This window comes from Ruegeria sp. AL2 (assembly GCF_056540845.1).
On the sequence record NZ_JBQFXM010000005.1, the window covers coordinates 18,483 to 32,402 of the forward strand.

Here is a 13,920-nt window from a genome sequence, read left to right on the forward strand (position 1 = left end):
CGCCGCCGCGAAAAGACCGGCCTCAACCCGCCGAGGCCGATTCCTTGGCCGCATCGGCATAGATGAACAGCGGCTGCGCGTCGGACATTACCGCCTCTTCGTTCACCACAACCTCGCTGACATTTTTCATGCCCGGCAGTTCGAACATGGTGTCCAGCAGGATATCCTCGAGAATAGACCGCAGGCCGCGTGCACCGGTCTTGCGCTCGATGGCCTTCTTGGCAATTGCCTTCAGCGCGTCATCGGTGAAGCCCAGCTCAACATCTTCCAGCTCAAACAGGCGCTGGTATTGCTTGACCAGCGCGTTCTTTGGCTTGGTCAGGATGGTGACCAGCGCTTCTTCGTCCAGATCCTCAAGCGTTGCCAGAACCGGCAGACGGCCCACGAATTCAGGGATCAGCCCGAATTTCAACAGATCTTCGGGTTCCAGATCCTTGAAGATCTCGCCCACGCCGCGCTCGTCATTGTCACGCACATCGGCACCAAAGCCCATGGCCGAGCCCTTGCCGCGTTGTGCAATGATCCTGTCCAGACCCGCAAAAGCACCGCCACAGATGAACAGGATGTTCGTGGTGTCCACCTGCAGGAACTCCTGCTGCGGGTGTTTGCGGCCGCCCTGCGGCGGAACGCTGGCCACGGTGCCTTCCATCAGTTTCAGCAGCGCCTGCTGCACGCCCTCACCGGACACGTCGCGCGTGATCGACGGGTTCTCGGATTTGCGGGTGATCTTGTCGACTTCGTCGATATAGACGATGCCGCGCTGCGCGCGTTCGACATTGTATTCGCTGGCCTGCAAAAGCTTGAGAATGATGTTTTCAACATCCTCGCCCACGTAACCGGCTTCGGTCAGCGTGGTGGCATCGGCCATGGTAAAGGGAACATCCAGTATCCGGGCCAGTGTCTGCGCAAGCAGCGTCTTGCCACAGCCGGTGGGGCCGATCAGCAGAATATTGGATTTCGCCAGTTCGATATCATTGCCCGCCTTCTGGGCGTGGTTCAGACGTTTGTAGTGGTTGTGGACCGCAACCGACAGGACGCGTTTTGCGGTGGACTGGCCGATCACGTAATCGTCCAGCACCTCACAGATATCCTTGGGCGTCGGAACGCCGTCCGAAGACTTCAGCCCGCTGGCCTTGGTCTCTTCGCGGATGATGTCCATGCAAAGTTCGACACATTCATCACAGATGAAAACGGTCGGGCCTGCGATCAGCTTACGCACCTCATGCTGGCTTTTGCCGCAGAAGCTGCAGTAGAGCGTGTTTTTCCCGTCACCGCCTGAATTCGTCGCCATGATCTACCTTTCGGGCCTCATCCCAGCACCCCCGGCGGGGATGCGTTTTCGCCTGTTCGTGCAGCTTAGGCCAGCGTTTTGGCCGCTACAATCTCAAAATGGTTCCTGTGCCGGTAACGCAGGCTCCGGAACTCAGACCTCATCCGCGTCCGTTTTTGCGCGGTTTTCCACGATCTCGTCGATGTGGCCCCATTCCTTGGCCTCTTCCGGGCTCATGAAATTGTCACGGTCCAGCGCTTTTTCAACTGCTTTTTTCGTCTGCCCGGTATGACGTACATAGATATCATAAAGGCGATCCTTGAGTTTTTGCGTCTCGGCCGCGTGGATCATGATATCACTGGCCTGGCCCTGATATCCGCCGCTGGGCTGGTGCACCATGATCCGGCTGTTGGGCAGCGAAAAGCGCATCCCTTTCTCGCCACCGGCCAGCAGAACCGATCCCATCGAGGCGGCCTGACCGATCACCAAAGTGGAACATTTCGGCTTGATATACTGCATTGTATCGTAAATCGACAAACCGCTGGTCACAACGCCACCGGGCGAGTTGATGTAGATCGAGATTTCCTTTTTGGGGTTTTCCGCTTCAAGGTGCAGCAGCTGGGCCACGATCAGATGGCTCATGCCATCGTGAATCGGGCCGTTGATGAAAATGATCCGCTCTTTCAGAAGGCGGGAGAAAATATCATAAGCGCGCTCGCCCCGGCTGGTCTGCTCAACGACCATGGGGACAAGCGTATTCATGTAGGTATCTACGGGATCGAACATTCGCAACCTGCCTGTTTTGCTGTGGATCGGGACATTATCCCAACAAGTGTTACCTGAGTCTTAGTGTTGGCTCCGGGGGGCTGCAAGGGGGTGTCGGTGAGAACACGGAACGAATGTGGACCAACGCCAATAAGATTGCCACACCTGCCGCTGCCTCGCAGTACCACCACATCCGTGATTGCGCCCTGCACAAGGGGCTGCGGGAAAAACGGCTGCGGGTTCCCCTTTTCTGATCACGGTTTTTTGATTCATACATATAGCAATAATTGATCGAAACATGTACTGAAGGGGCTCGCAGGCGACGAGCTTTACGTAACGGAAACTACGCCCGGTCAACGGGTTCACAAGGAACACATTCGATGGCACTTCCACAGCTGTCCCAGGACATGTCGCAACACGACCTGGATCATATGGTCGATAATGCGACACGCGCGTCCAACTTCCTCAAGGCAATCAGTCACGAAGGCCGGCTGATGATCCTGTGTCACCTGGTCTCCGGTGAGAAATCTGTCACCGAGTTGGAAGAGCTGTTGTCCGCCAGACAAGCCGCTGTTTCGCAACAGCTTTCCCGCCTGCGTCTGGAGGGGCTTGTGATACCGCGCAGAGAGGGCAAAACCATCTTCTACCGGTTGGCCGATGACCGCCCGCGCCGGATGCTTGAAGTGGTGTACGAGCTGTTCTGCGGTGAGGACAAAGGCTAGCTCTGGCTTGGTGTCGAGAAAGGTGCTACCGAATCCGTATCGAGCACTGAGGAGACACACATGATCCGCGTAATTCTGATTGGCCTGAGCCTGTTTGCACTGACCGCCTGCGAAACCGCCAAAGGCGCGGGTAAAGATATCGAAAAGGCCGGGGATGCAATCCAGAACGCAGCTTCGGACGTGCAGGAAAGCCTGTAAACGCGCTTATCTTGCGGGCAACCCGGACTCTAACGCAATATATGGTTGAAGATTGCGCCCACACGCAGTAGTCTAGCCCTACAGGTGCATAGACGCGGCATTGCATATCTGACACTAAATCGGGGCTCTTTCGCGCACGCAGAAGAGCCCCGTTCCCGTTCGGCAGGGGTGAGTGGTAGCCTGTATGAAACCGAATTTCGGCATAAGAAAAGGCGTCAGGTGCGCAGACGCGGTCTTTGCATGTACCCTTACGGATACGCCCTGACGCCTTACCGGGTCGACGCACCCCGAGGAGCACTCCGATCCAGTCGCCCCAGCCCCCTGAGAGACTGCAGCCGCCGCTTTGTCCCCTAAGGTCCATCGCGACATGCATCGACCGTTTGAGAAGATGGCCACCCGACCTGGGTCCGAGACCCATATCTGGCTGATCACCAACCGGTAAGCCTTTGCAGTTAAATGCAAATCCTAAGATCCGCCTTCCTCTGCTCAGACCCCCTTGGCCTTTGCGTCCCGCCCCGGTTCCGAAGACCCTGTGCGGTGAGATGACTGTTGCACCACGCCCTGCATCCGACAAGAAAATAGCACTGCAGCATGAAAATTAGACGGGGATAAGATGTTGATATCCGGCGGGAGAATTTTGTGGATAACCCCAGAATCCCCGATCCCGCGAAGGGTTGAGGGCGGAAAAAACCGGACGTGACCCCGGCGCCCGAAATTCCTGCGATGCTGCGGGTGCAAAACGCTCCGCGCGGTCCGTTAGGCCAAAATTGTGCGATTTGTACAACGCTCGGACCTCCAATCTTACGAATCGTACAGACGGAGATTCGCCGATGCGCTGCACCATTTCCTACGCCCGCGCCCATCTGGGGCCGCTGATCACCCGCGCCCAGGACCCGCGCGAGGTGATCATCCTGACCCGGCACGGCAAGCCGCTGGCCGCGCTGGTCTCGATGACCGAGGCCAACCGGATCTGGCAGTTGCAGGATGATGAGGAGATCGGGTGGAAACACCCGCTGTCGGGGCTGCGGGGGATGTGGTCGAAGGGGCGCAACATCCCCGGTATGGAACCGGGACCGGACGGCCGCTATGTCACCGCACGCGAGGCCGCGCTGAAGGTCCGCGAGATCCAGATGACCCGCGCCGAGGAACGCCGCATTCTGGCGCGGGGCGGTCTGGATCCTGTCGCAGGCGGTGAACTGGCCGCCCGGCCTGCCTCCGCACGATGGAGACGCTGGTTCCGTTTCTGAGAAGCGTTCCGGCCCGGCGGTGGTACCAACACCCCCTCCGCCGCAATCCGTGAGCAATGGCGGCTCATACCCCTTAACAACCCGACCGGGCCGGAAACGCTTCGGTTCACCTGACGGGCCGGAACGGGGTCGAAAACAGTCCCGGTGCGCAGGCTACGGAAATCTCTGATCTGATGATCGGCACCCTCCTTTGGGATGCGGGCCGTGGTGGCCTGTGACTGAGATTGGATACGCGCGCGGCGGTTGCAACCTGTCTGAAGGAAACTTCATCAAGGGTTCATGCGCGGGAAAGGTGGACAAGAAGAAAACCCCACCCTGCCCGGTATTGCGCACTGTGTTTTTCCTTCCAACACCGCGCGCCTCAACTTAAACAGGGATTTCAGGCAACTGCCCTCATCCGGGGGCGTCCTACCCAACATGAAAAGCCCCAGACAGAACATGCGATTTCCAAAACGACAACATCGAGAGTTCAAGAGCATTGTGCGCAGGTTCCGCAACGAGTTTTCGCTGTTCGTGCTGGAACAAAGCCGCGGACAGGTGCTGTGCGGGCCGATGAAGGGGTTTCGCTTTGTCGAAAACGCATTCTGGGGTGGGCATTCGGATACGGCCACGAAAATCTTTGGCCTGTATGAGCAGCAGAACCTGAAGGTGCTGAGCAACTCGGACAAGCCGGTGCTGGTGGATATCGGCGCGGCGGACGGCTTTTGGGGCGTCGGGCTGGTGGCCGCGGGGCAGTTCGAAAAAAGCGTGTGCTTTGAGGTTTCGGCAAAAGGCCGGGAAGTCATCCGCGAAACGGCGGAACATAACGGCGTGGGCGACCGCGTGACGGTATTTGGGGATGCGCTGACGGACACGGTTGCAAATATCGCAAGCGTGGCCCCCGACCCGGCGGACATCTTCTTTCTGATCGATATCGAGGGCGTCGAATTCCGCCTGTTGACCGAAGATTTTCTGACGCATTTCCGCAGATCGGAATTCCTGATCGAACTGCACCCCCAGATGGTGGAGGATGGCGATGCGAAACTCAAAGCGATCGAAGCGTTCTGCGCCGGGTATTTTGATGTCGCCTATGTGGACGGAAGCGTGCGCGACACGTCCGAGATGGATGAAATCATCCGGTTGGGGGATGATTTCAAATGGCCGATCCTGTCCGAGGGTCGCGGTTTTCCGATGCAATGGTTGCATTTGGTGCCGCGCGGGTGAGGTGTGGGTCAGACGGTTGACCCGCAGATTTGAGGGCCCCAAACGGCCAGAGCCCTAACGGCGCAAGCGCAGGTACAACCGCCAAACCAACCCCGCCCTACGGATGTCGCGACGGTCTAGGCAAAAGCTGCGATCAGCAGGACCAGCCCGGTCAGGCCAATCAGCGCGTGAGAGACCAGCTTCAACCCTTTTGTGTTCCTGTCCTGCAACCCCTTGGCATAATGGGTATTGGCGAATTCCCCGTCGATATCAGACCGCAGGTTGACCAGATCATCCAAAGTGGCCCCGCCCGCCAGAATGCCGTAGGCGGTTGTGGCGATGACCAGAATGGCCTGAGCCAGCGCATAACCGTCGGGCGCAAAGCTGATGATGGCGGCGATACCGACAAAGCAGAACAGCGTGGTGCGCATGATGACGTGGTAGTCTTGAAACCGGCTGATGGCGTATTGCGCCCGAAGTTGCGCGTCCATGGCAATCCCTCCGTTTATCAATTGATTGGAATGCCGGGAGTGTATCACTGTTTGCCATTTTCCCGAAATTTGAACACCACCCCGTAGGGCGGGCTTCAGCCCGCCACCGGACGCAGCCAATCCATGCGCGTTGGTTTTGAGGTCGGGGAAATGGGGGAGTGGTGGATTGGCGGGCTGAAGCCCGCCCTACGGGTGGTCGATGGAACCGAAGAGGGGCGCAAACACACCGCCCGTTTTGCCGGAGGCAAACCTTCGGTTTGACGGGAGCGGGTCGGCGCGGCCCGGCGGTGCCGCCGGGCGGGTGGGTAGAATTCGTTGTTAGTCAGAAAAACAACAGTTTTTTGGGTTGGGAGACGAAATGGGCAACTATTCGCAATCTTTGAAGCAAGGCATATTTTCCCAGTAAGACTTACAGTAACTAAGAAATTGATCACGAGAACTATTGTAGTCGGATACGTCGCCTAGCACCAAATGGCGCATCCTCTCGATCAGCTTCAATGAATCCTCTGAGAACTCGTATAGGTCGTAGCGAGTGACTTTGTGTTTTTCGAAACCATCAGGAAACAGCCTTGCTCGATCTCGGCTTTCGGCAACCAGATGCGCCAAGTTCTCAGACCTCATTACCCTCAAAACGTTCTTTGTTCTGCAGTTGAGCAGCCTTTGATATTCTGACAAAATCTTGCCCAGCATTTGATGCTGCTTCTCTTCCCAAGAACTGACTATAAGTGAATCTAAGTCGGCCTTCCTTCGCCGTAGTATCGCCGGACATAGCTCCAAGATCAGTTGCATCGCATTTGGTACTGACTCAGCGTCTCTGCTCTGGTCCCAAAGCCTACTACACAGCAGGATCAGTGAGTTTTCTACTGCCACAATCTGCATATTCACTACGTTTCCTGCATAACTGCCGCCGTACTTCTCCCATCGGCTTTCGTTATCAGCAATGTCTCTAAGGAATGTTGCGAATTGAATGCCAGGACCGCGCTGTGCATTCAGGCGTTCAAGTATTCTGTCCAACTGCTCCACAGTACAAACCCATAGACTGATTTCATATTTGAATTGGATGCACGCAAGTCGGCACGTCAAGACTGTTGCAGAGTCGGTTGATTCACCAACAACCCAACCCTGTCGGCACGCAGTTGGCTGCGCCAACCGCTTTCGCCCACCCGCCTTAAAAATGGCCAGCTTTTAGCTGTCCATTTTTAAGGCGCTAATAAACGCCTCCTGCGGGATATCGACCTTCCCGAACTGGCGCATCTTCTTTTTCCCCGCCTTCTGCTTGTCCAGCAGTTTGCGTTTCCGGGTGGCGTCGCCGCCGTAGCATTTGGCGGTCACGTCCTTGCGCAGGGCGGACAGGGTCTCGCGGGCGATGACCTTGCCTCCGATGGCGGCCTGGATCGGGATTTTGAACATGTGGCGCGGGATCAGGTCCTTGAGCTTTTCGCACATCGCGCGGCCCCGCATCTCGGCCCGGTCGCGGTGAACCATGGTCGACAGCGCGTCGACCGGTTCGTCATTCACAAGGATCGACATCTTGACCAGCGCGTCCTGACGGTAGCCGGTCATCTGGTAGTCGAAGCTGGCATAGCCCTTGGTCACCGATTTCAGGCGGTCGTAGAAGTCAAAGACAACCTCGTTCAGGGGCAGGTCATAGACGACCATGGCGCGCTGGCCCGCATAGGTAAGGTCCATCTGGATGCCGCGGCGGTCCTGGCAGAGTTTCAGCACGTCGCCGAGATATTCGTCGGGCACCAGAATGGTCGCCTTGATGCGCGGTTCCTCAAGGTGGTCGACCTTGGACAGGTCGGGCATGTCGGCGGGGTTGTGCAGCTCGATCATCACGCCGTCTTTCATGTAGACGTGATAGATCACGCTGGGCGCGGTGGTGATGAGGTCGATATCGTATTCACGCTCGATCCGGTCGCGGATGACCTCGAGGTGCAGCAGGCCCAGGAAGCCGCAGCGGAAGCCAAAGCCAAGCGCAGCCGAGGTTTCCATTTCATACGAGAATGAGGCGTCGTTCAGGGCCAGCTTCTCGATCGCGTCGCGCAGGTCTTCGAATTCGGCGGAATCCACCGGGAAGAGGCCACAGAACACCACCGGCTGCGCGGGTTTGAAGCCCGGCAGGGCGACTTCGGCGCCACCCCGGTCATTGGTGATGGTGTCGCCGACGCGGGTGTCGCGGACCTGCTTGATCGAGGCGGTCAGGAATCCGATCTCACCCGGGCCGAGGCTGTCGATCATCTGCATTTCCGGGCGGAAGACACCGACGCGGTCGACATGATGGAGGGTGCCGTTCGACATGAACTTGACCCGCATCCCCTTTTTCAGCGTGCCGTCCATGATGCGGACCAGAACGATGACGCCCAGATAGGCGTCGTACCACGAATCCACCAGCATCGCCTTGAGCGGCGCGTCCAGAGTGCCCTGCGGCGCGGGCAATTTGTGCACGATCGCTTCCAGCGTCTCGTGGATGCCCTGCCCGGTCTTGGCGCTGACCCGGATGGCGTCGCTGGCGTCGATGCCGATCACGTCCTCGATCTGCTCGGCCACGCGGTCACAATCGGACGCGGGCAGGTCGATCTTGTTCAGGACCGGCACGATCTCATGATCGGCGTCGATGGCCTGATACACGTTCGCCAGCGTCTGCGCCTCGACCCCCTGGGTGCTGTCCACGACCAGCAGCGAGCCCTCGACCGCGCGCATCGACCGGCTGACCTCGTAGGCGAAATCCACGTGGCCGGGGGTGTCGATCAGGTTCAGCACATATGTCTCGCCATTATCGGCGGTATAGTCGATGCGGACGGTGTTGGCCTTGATGGTGATGCCACGCTCGCGCTCGATATCCATGCTGTCGAGCAGCTGTTCCTTCATGTCACGATCCTGCACTGTCCCGGTCTCCTGGATGAGCCGGTCAGCAAGGGTGGATTTGCCATGGTCGATATGCGCGACGATGGAGAAATTGCGGATATGAGCGAGGTCTGTCATGGGTTGGGGATATGTAGAGGAATCGTGGGTTGGTCAAGGTGGGATAACAGTGTGTTCGATCCCACAATTGATCAATGATAGATGTTCCGAGTATCCGTCCACTTGCACCAACCGGACAACTATGAGGCCGGCGCACAATCCTCAGTCAGCTTGTAGTGACTTTCTCTTTGTGCTGTTTGAGAAAAATCCGGAGACAAGATGAGATCTTTGAGAAAAACGCTATGGCAAGAAATATCTCTTGCGTAGAACTGGCGGCGATCAACTGCGATCAGGTCGAATGGTCGAACTCTTTCAACAAAACGCACACTTACTTCAATTGAGAAGGGTGCCTCACCCTCATTCACAACAAACGATTCCTCCACGTCCAATTCGGTGGCTATTTTCAACTCGCTTGCTTCCTCAAACTCATCCACGAGTGCAAGAAGCATGTCAAAATCTGACAGATTGCTCGACGGAAAGCTGAAATCAATTTTCTTGTCCGCATCTAAGACCTTCACTTCCTGAAGAAGCTGATTAGTAATTCCCACCACAAGAACTCTGACGGGCCTATTTAGTTCATCTGACCGATCTTGAGCGAAGGTGTGCTCTACCGTTCCGATCACAGACATCAGCGTCGCAACAAGCAGGTAGGCAGGTATCCGCAGTTTCATATATCTTTCCGCGTTCTTAGGATATTCACCGAAGCACCCTACATGCGTGAAACTGGTGATCAAGTTGGATCGCAGAGCGCAACGAATTCGATTGCCGTTGGCAAAAGCCGGGCTGAAGCCCGGCCTACGGGGGTGGTGGGGATGTATCGTTTCCGGACCGTGCAATCACTTTTTCGCAACGTATGATTGATCCGCGGGCCCGTTTGATTCATACTCCGCCGCAGACCGAGAGGGGCGCAAGACCCGTCCGGGCAGGCAAAAACGAGGCTCGAGTATGAAACAGTTCCTCATTATCGCATTTTGTGCGGCATCGCTGACGGCGGTGGCTCAGGTCGCGGATGCGGCGCAGATCAGGCAGGCGTGCATGGCGTCGGACCGCTCGGCCGCGACGCGGGACCGGTGCAGCTGCATTCAGCGCGTGGCGGATCAGGCGTTGACGCGCAGTGATCAGAAGACCGTGGCGAAATGGTTCAAGGACCCCCATCAAGCGCAGGTGCTGAAGATGTCGAAATCCGCGCGCGATGATGCGCTGTGGGACCGGTACCAGAACTTTGGCCAGATGGCGCAGGCGATCTGCAGCTAACCCGTTCAGAATGCTTGACCTGATCCACGCTGCGCCCCAGAAAGGCGCAGCGAAAGGTGTATTGCATGGTAATGAAAGGGCTGACTCTGCGGGGCCTTGAAGTGTTCGAGGCTTTGGCGCGGACGGGATCGGTGGCGCAGGCCGCCGAGATCACGGGACTCAGCCAGCCATCCGTTTCGCAGCAATTGCGCAATCTGGAAAACGCGCTGGGGACCGAATTGGTCGATCACGGGCGGCGGCCGATGCGGCTGACGCAGGCCGGGCGCAGTTTCCTTGCGCGGGCCGAGGCGGTTCTGGCCGAGCTGCACATGGCCCAGAGCGAGCTGTCGGTCATGGATCTGGGGCATCTGACCACGCTGTCGATCGGGCTGATCGACGATTTCGACAATGATTTGACGCCCCGGCTGGCCACCTTGCTGGCCGACAGCCTGACCCGGTCGAAATTCAAGCTGATCACCCTGTCGAGCCTTGATCTGTTCGAGGCGCTGGCCGAGCAGCGCCTGCATATGGCGGTCACCGCCCATAGCGGCGAAGTGCTGGAGGGGGTGGTCGAATACCCGCTGGTCCATGATCCGTTCATTCTGGTGGCGCCGCAGGGATCGGGCGGGGTCGAGGCCGTGCAGGAGCGGCTGCCGTTTCTGCGCTATGCCCGCGAGCAGCTGATCAGCCGCCAGATCGAGGCGCATCTGGCGCGCCGGTCGCAGGTGTTCGAGGAACGGTTCGAGATCGGCTCGCACATGGCGCTGATGGCCATGGTGGCGCGGGGTCTGGGCTGGGCGATCACCACGCCGCTGGGCTTCATGCGCGCGGCGCGGTTCCATGAGGGGCTGGAGGCGCACCCTGCCCCGTTCGGAGAGTTCTCGCGCAACATATCGCTGCTGGCGCGCACCGAGTGGTCCGATCAGGTCCCGCAGGAGGTTGCGGGCATGACCCGGCGCCTGATGCAGAACCAGATCGTGGACCCGGCGGTTGCCAAGCTGCCCTGGCTGAGCGGCCAGTTGCGGGTGACCGGCGGCTAGGTGTCCAGATGGGCGGCAAGCCCCTCGACCGCCGCTTCGATCAGGTCCAGCGCGCCGTCGAAATCCCGCGTGTAATACGGATCGGGTACGTGATCGGCACCGGTCTGAGGGGCGAAATCCGTCAGCAGGCGAACCGGCGTGCCGTTGCCCGACGGGCGCAGGTCTTCGATATCGGCGATGTTTTGGGCATCCATGCCGATGATCAGGTCGAACCGGTCGAAATCCGCGACGGTGAACTGGCGAGCGCGCAGGTCGCCGAGGTCGACGCCTCTGCGGTTTGCGGCCTTCTGCATCGGGCCATAGGGTGGATTGCCCGCGTGCCAGCCCATGGTTCCGGCACTGTCGGTTGCATGATGCGGTGCGCGGGCGCGAAAGACGCCCTCGGCCGCGGGAGAGCGGCAGATATTGCCCAGGCAGACAAAGAGGATACGGTGTGTCATGGCCAAGGTGTAACGCGCGGAGGGGATATGGGAAAGATCGTCATTCTGACCGGGGCCGGGATTTCGGCTGAAAGCGGGCTGAGCACCTTTCGCGACGAAGGCGGGCTGTGGGCGCAGCACCGGATCGAGGATGTGGCCACGCCCGAGGGCTTTGCGCGCGATCCCGCCTTGGTGCAGGGGTTTTACAATGCGCGCCGCGTTCAGGCCGCCGCCGTGCAGCCCAACGCGGCCCACATGGCGCTGGCCCGGTTGCAGCAGGGCTGGCCCGCAGAGGTCGTGATCGTGACCCAGAACGTAGACAGCCTGCATGAAGCGGGCGGTGCGACGGGTGTCATCCACATGCATGGCACATTGGCGGGTGCCCTGTGTTCCGGGTGCGATCATCGCTGGCCCGCCCCGCCTGAGATGGCCGTTGCCGAGCCCTGCCCCGCCTGCGGCCAGCCCACCGCCCGGCCCGATGTGGTCTGGTTCGGCGAGATGCCTTATTACATGGACGACATCTACGACCACCTTGCCAGCGCATCGATCTTTGCCGCCATCGGCACCTCGGGTCAGGTCTATCCGGCGGCGGCCTTTGTCCACGAGGCGCAGGCGGCGGGTGCGCGGACGGTCGAGATCAATCTGGAACCGACGCCCGGGCCGTCGGGCTTTGACGAGCGCATTGTCGGCAGGGCATCCGAGACGGTTCCGCGATGGGTCGGGCCGCTTCTTGCGGGATATTCTTAAGCTACAGACAACGCTGGCTTAATTTGTGTACACTATCTGCAATAGCGACTGGAGGATGCCCCATGACTGATCAAGACCCCCGCACCGGTGAAATCCTGGATGACGGCAGCATGGCCGGGCGTGACATGCTGGGGGAACAGCTTTCCAGCCTGTGGTGGACTTTTCTGTTGCGCGGGGTGCTGGCCGGGCTTGTGGGCATCGCGGCCCTGTTCTGGCCATCGGGCAGCATCGCGCTGCTGCTGCGGCTGGTCGGTGTGTTGCTGATCCTCGACGGTGGGCTGACGCTTTTGGGTGTTGGCCGTCGCGGGGTGCTGGGAGGTGCTGCGATCGGCGCGCTTCTGATCGGGCTTGTCCTGCTGATCTGGCCGGAAGGCACGGTGAAACTGGCGTTTTTCCTGTTGGGCGCATGGGCGCTGATCATCGGGATCGGATCCTTGGCGGCTGCCGGGCAGATGCATCCAAGTGACCCGCAGCGCGGTTCCATGCGCGTTTCGGGATTTGTCGCGCTTGTCGTCGGGCTTGTCCTGATGATCTGGCCTGCGGTGGCGCTGGTTGCGCTGGGCTGGGGTATCGCATTCTCGGCGCTGGCCATGGCCGCTGTCATGTTCTGGCTGGCCTCGCGATTCCATCAGGCGGGCGACCGTGTCGGCCTGAAAACCATCAACAAATAACGCCATCCGCGGCCGCATGGAAAACAGGCCGGGCAAAGCCCGGCCTGACGCATGGATGAGGGCTGCCGCGCGGCCCGAAGACAGGCGTTGCCTTAGTTCGAATGTGATCCGTGGCCGCCTTTGTCCTGACGCTCCAGATCCACGGGAATCTCGATCTCGACCTCGCCTGCCTTTTCAAAGATCAGCGTGACCGGAACCATGGCGTCCTGTTCGAACGGGGCCGTCAGCCCCATGAACATCACATGGTCGCCGCCGCGTTTCAGCATGTGGGTTTCACCGGCTGGAATGGCAAATCCTTCTTCGACATGCACCATCTTGGCCACGCCGTTTTCATCGACCTGGTGCGTGTGCAATTCAACACGAGCTGCCGCGTCCGAGGTTACACCGATCAGCCGGTCATCCGCGTCACCCTGATTATGGATCATCATGAACGCAGCACCGGCGATGGCGGTCTTGCCCGAGGACCGGGCATAGGCGTCGTCAACCGTGATGGTGCCTTCGGCAAAGGCGGGGATGGCCAGCGACACGGCGGCCAGGGTTGCGAGCAGAGTGGTTTTGAGGGACATCGTGCCTCTCCTGTATAAAGGTTTGAAAAGGGTGGATTTCAAACGCTGACAGGAGGCGCGCGGGCCGGGGTTGCGGGAACCGGAAGGGCGATCTGGTTGCCCAGATGCCGCAGCGGTGCTGGTTGCGCCTGTTCCGGCGCGGCTGGCAGTGCCTGTTCGGCAACCGCAACGGCCCCCAGCAAGGATATTGCGTAGTCCGGGCAGTAATGCGGCGGGGCGGTCGGTTGCCCGTTTTCGTCCATATAGACGACAACCGGGCCAGTGCCCGTACACAGCACCATCTGACCCACCGCCTTGTCCATACCGCGCGACATGGCCAGCCCCTGCCCGGTCAGAACCAGCAACAGGGTCAGCACATAAGGCAGAAATCTGGTAACAGAAGGTCTCATTCTGACCCAGCTATAG

General features: G+C 59.2%; 18 protein-coding genes. 9 read left to right on the forward strand and 9 right to left on the reverse strand.

Annotation, left to right across the window (positions count from 1 at the left end; all coding sequences use genetic code 11):
* Positions 1-22: 22 nt before the first annotated feature.
* Complete coding sequence (gene clpX / locus ACR0ID_RS08825; protein WP_480473623.1) at positions 23-1,291, reverse strand: ATP-dependent Clp protease ATP-binding subunit ClpX; 1,269 nt, start codon at positions 1,289-1,291, stop codon at positions 23-25.
* A gap of 132 nt (positions 1,292-1,423) precedes the next feature.
* Entirely contained in the window at positions 1,424-2,056 is a 633-nt protein-coding gene (locus tag ACR0ID_RS08830; RefSeq protein WP_480473624.1) for an ATP-dependent Clp protease proteolytic subunit, read from the reverse strand.
* A 359-nt stretch (positions 2,057-2,415) separates the two neighbouring features.
* Between ACR0ID_RS08830 and ACR0ID_RS08835 the strand changes: the two genes are divergently transcribed.
* From ACR0ID_RS08835 to ACR0ID_RS08850, 4 genes are all read left to right on the forward strand, one after another.
* Complete coding sequence (locus tag ACR0ID_RS08835; RefSeq protein ID WP_480604910.1) at positions 2,416-2,757, forward strand: ArsR/SmtB family transcription factor; 342 nt, start codon at positions 2,416-2,418, stop codon at positions 2,755-2,757.
* 60 nt (positions 2,758-2,817) lie between these two features.
* Positions 2,818-2,955, forward strand: coding sequence for an entericidin A/B family lipoprotein (locus ACR0ID_RS08840; protein WP_209505735.1), 138 nt, complete (start codon positions 2,818-2,820; stop codon positions 2,953-2,955).
* 830 nt (positions 2,956-3,785) lie between these two features.
* A complete protein-coding gene (locus tag ACR0ID_RS08845; protein WP_480518955.1) occupies positions 3,786-4,202 on the forward strand; it encodes a type II toxin-antitoxin system Phd/YefM family antitoxin in 417 nt (138 codons plus the stop codon).
* Positions 4,203-4,640: 438 nt separating this feature from the next.
* Positions 4,641-5,405 carry a hypothetical protein gene (locus tag ACR0ID_RS08850; protein ID WP_480604912.1) on the forward strand — a complete coding sequence of 255 codons (765 nt, stop codon included), beginning with the start codon at positions 4,641-4,643 and terminating at the stop codon, positions 5,403-5,405.
* A 116-nt stretch (positions 5,406-5,521) separates the two neighbouring features.
* Here ACR0ID_RS08850 and ACR0ID_RS08855 read toward each other — a convergent pair whose 3' ends face one another.
* Positions 5,522-5,875 (reverse strand): hypothetical protein, encoded by a 354-nt coding sequence (locus ACR0ID_RS08855; protein WP_480518951.1) that lies wholly within the window; start codon positions 5,873-5,875, stop codon positions 5,522-5,524.
* Between the two features lie 123 nt (positions 5,876-5,998).
* Here ACR0ID_RS08855 and ACR0ID_RS08860 point away from each other — a divergent pair, with 123 nt between their 5' ends.
* Positions 5,999-6,136, forward strand: coding sequence for a hypothetical protein (locus tag ACR0ID_RS08860; RefSeq protein WP_480604914.1), 138 nt, complete (start codon positions 5,999-6,001; stop codon positions 6,134-6,136).
* A gap of 105 nt (positions 6,137-6,241) precedes the next feature.
* Here ACR0ID_RS08860 and ACR0ID_RS08865 read toward each other — a convergent pair whose 3' ends face one another.
* The 3 genes from ACR0ID_RS08865 to ACR0ID_RS08875 form a co-directional block, all read right to left on the reverse strand.
* Positions 6,242-6,898 (reverse strand): AbiU2 domain-containing protein, encoded by a 657-nt coding sequence (locus ACR0ID_RS08865; RefSeq protein WP_480604916.1) that lies wholly within the window; start codon positions 6,896-6,898, stop codon positions 6,242-6,244.
* A gap of 162 nt (positions 6,899-7,060) precedes the next feature.
* The gene (lepA, locus tag ACR0ID_RS08870; RefSeq protein ID WP_480604918.1) at positions 7,061-8,860 is read right to left on the reverse strand and encodes a translation elongation factor 4; all 1,800 of its coding nucleotides are present in this window, start codon (positions 8,858-8,860) and stop codon (positions 7,061-7,063) included.
* A gap of 119 nt (positions 8,861-8,979) precedes the next feature.
* Positions 8,980-9,510 (reverse strand): hypothetical protein, encoded by a 531-nt coding sequence (locus tag ACR0ID_RS08875; RefSeq protein ID WP_480604920.1) that lies wholly within the window; start codon positions 9,508-9,510, stop codon positions 8,980-8,982.
* Between the two features lie 274 nt (positions 9,511-9,784).
* Here ACR0ID_RS08875 and ACR0ID_RS08880 point away from each other — a divergent pair, with 274 nt between their 5' ends.
* Both ACR0ID_RS08880 and ACR0ID_RS08885 read left to right on the forward strand, forming a co-directional pair.
* Complete coding sequence (locus ACR0ID_RS08880) at positions 9,785-10,093, forward strand: hypothetical protein (RefSeq protein WP_480473632.1); 309 nt, start codon at positions 9,785-9,787, stop codon at positions 10,091-10,093.
* A gap of 65 nt (positions 10,094-10,158) precedes the next feature.
* On the forward strand, positions 10,159-11,112 hold the full coding sequence (locus tag ACR0ID_RS08885) for a LysR family transcriptional regulator (RefSeq protein WP_480473633.1): 954 nt from the start codon (positions 10,159-10,161) through the stop codon (positions 11,110-11,112).
* Here the strand turns inward: ACR0ID_RS08885 and ACR0ID_RS08890 are convergent.
* Positions 11,109-11,552, reverse strand: coding sequence for a low molecular weight protein-tyrosine-phosphatase (locus tag ACR0ID_RS08890; RefSeq protein WP_480604922.1), 444 nt, complete (start codon positions 11,550-11,552; stop codon positions 11,109-11,111). The two genes, ACR0ID_RS08885 and ACR0ID_RS08890, sit on opposite strands and share 4 nt — an antisense overlap.
* 27 nt (positions 11,553-11,579) lie before the next feature.
* Here ACR0ID_RS08890 and ACR0ID_RS08895 point away from each other — a divergent pair, with 27 nt between their 5' ends.
* Together ACR0ID_RS08895 and ACR0ID_RS08900 are read left to right on the forward strand one after the other, a co-directional pair.
* The gene (locus tag ACR0ID_RS08895; RefSeq protein WP_480604924.1) at positions 11,580-12,278 is read left to right on the forward strand and encodes an NAD-dependent deacylase; all 699 of its coding nucleotides are present in this window, start codon (positions 11,580-11,582) and stop codon (positions 12,276-12,278) included.
* A 62-nt stretch (positions 12,279-12,340) separates the two neighbouring features.
* Positions 12,341-12,949, forward strand: a complete 609-nt coding sequence (locus ACR0ID_RS08900) for an HdeD family acid-resistance protein (protein ID WP_480604926.1) — start codon at positions 12,341-12,343, stop codon at positions 12,947-12,949.
* 92 nt (positions 12,950-13,041) lie between these two features.
* Here ACR0ID_RS08900 and ACR0ID_RS08905 read toward each other — a convergent pair whose 3' ends face one another.
* Both ACR0ID_RS08905 and ACR0ID_RS08910 read right to left on the reverse strand, forming a co-directional pair.
* A complete protein-coding gene (locus ACR0ID_RS08905; RefSeq protein ID WP_480604928.1) occupies positions 13,042-13,515 on the reverse strand; it encodes a copper chaperone PCu(A)C in 474 nt (157 codons plus the stop codon).
* Positions 13,516-13,553: 38 nt separating this feature from the next.
* Complete coding sequence (locus ACR0ID_RS08910) at positions 13,554-13,904, reverse strand: hypothetical protein (protein ID WP_480495098.1); 351 nt, start codon at positions 13,902-13,904, stop codon at positions 13,554-13,556.
* Positions 13,905-13,920 lie beyond the last annotated feature (16 nt).

What these genes read in the sequence shown, in the direction of transcription:
- ACR0ID_RS08850 (WP_480604912.1), top strand. Translation starts at nt 4,641, where the DNA reads ATGCGATTTCCAAAACGACAACATCGAGAGTTCAAGAGCATTGTGCGC.
- ACR0ID_RS08910 (WP_480495098.1), bottom strand. Translation starts at nt 13,904, where the DNA reads ATGAGACCTTCTGTTACCAGATTTCTGCCTTATGTGCTGACCCTGTTG.
- ACR0ID_RS08890 (WP_480604922.1), bottom strand. Translation starts at nt 11,552, where the DNA reads ATGACACACCGTATCCTCTTTGTCTGCCTGGGCAATATCTGCCGCTCT.
- ACR0ID_RS08895 (WP_480604924.1), top strand. Translation starts at nt 11,580, where the DNA reads ATGGGAAAGATCGTCATTCTGACCGGGGCCGGGATTTCGGCTGAAAGC.
- ACR0ID_RS08845 (WP_480518955.1), top strand. Translation starts at nt 3,786, where the DNA reads ATGCGCTGCACCATTTCCTACGCCCGCGCCCATCTGGGGCCGCTGATC.
- ACR0ID_RS08885 (WP_480473633.1), top strand. Translation starts at nt 10,159, where the DNA reads ATGGTAATGAAAGGGCTGACTCTGCGGGGCCTTGAAGTGTTCGAGGCT.
- ACR0ID_RS08835 (WP_480604910.1), top strand. Translation starts at nt 2,416, where the DNA reads ATGGCACTTCCACAGCTGTCCCAGGACATGTCGCAACACGACCTGGAT.
- ACR0ID_RS08875 (WP_480604920.1), bottom strand. Translation starts at nt 9,510, where the DNA reads ATGAAACTGCGGATACCTGCCTACCTGCTTGTTGCGACGCTGATGTCT.
- ACR0ID_RS08905 (WP_480604928.1), bottom strand. Translation starts at nt 13,515, where the DNA reads ATGTCCCTCAAAACCACTCTGCTCGCAACCCTGGCCGCCGTGTCGCTG.
- ACR0ID_RS08900 (WP_480604926.1), top strand. Translation starts at nt 12,341, where the DNA reads ATGACTGATCAAGACCCCCGCACCGGTGAAATCCTGGATGACGGCAGC.
- ACR0ID_RS08880 (WP_480473632.1), top strand. Translation starts at nt 9,785, where the DNA reads ATGAAACAGTTCCTCATTATCGCATTTTGTGCGGCATCGCTGACGGCG.
- ACR0ID_RS08830 (WP_480473624.1), bottom strand. Translation starts at nt 2,056, where the DNA reads ATGTTCGATCCCGTAGATACCTACATGAATACGCTTGTCCCCATGGTC.
- ACR0ID_RS08860 (WP_480604914.1), top strand. Translation starts at nt 5,999, where the DNA reads ATGCGCGTTGGTTTTGAGGTCGGGGAAATGGGGGAGTGGTGGATTGGC.
- clpX (WP_480473623.1), bottom strand. Translation starts at nt 1,291, where the DNA reads ATGGCGACGAATTCAGGCGGTGACGGGAAAAACACGCTCTACTGCAGC.
- lepA (WP_480604918.1), bottom strand. Translation starts at nt 8,860, where the DNA reads ATGACAGACCTCGCTCATATCCGCAATTTCTCCATCGTCGCGCATATC.
- ACR0ID_RS08840 (WP_209505735.1), top strand. Translation starts at nt 2,818, where the DNA reads ATGATCCGCGTAATTCTGATTGGCCTGAGCCTGTTTGCACTGACCGCC.
- ACR0ID_RS08855 (WP_480518951.1), bottom strand. Translation starts at nt 5,875, where the DNA reads ATGGACGCGCAACTTCGGGCGCAATACGCCATCAGCCGGTTTCAAGAC.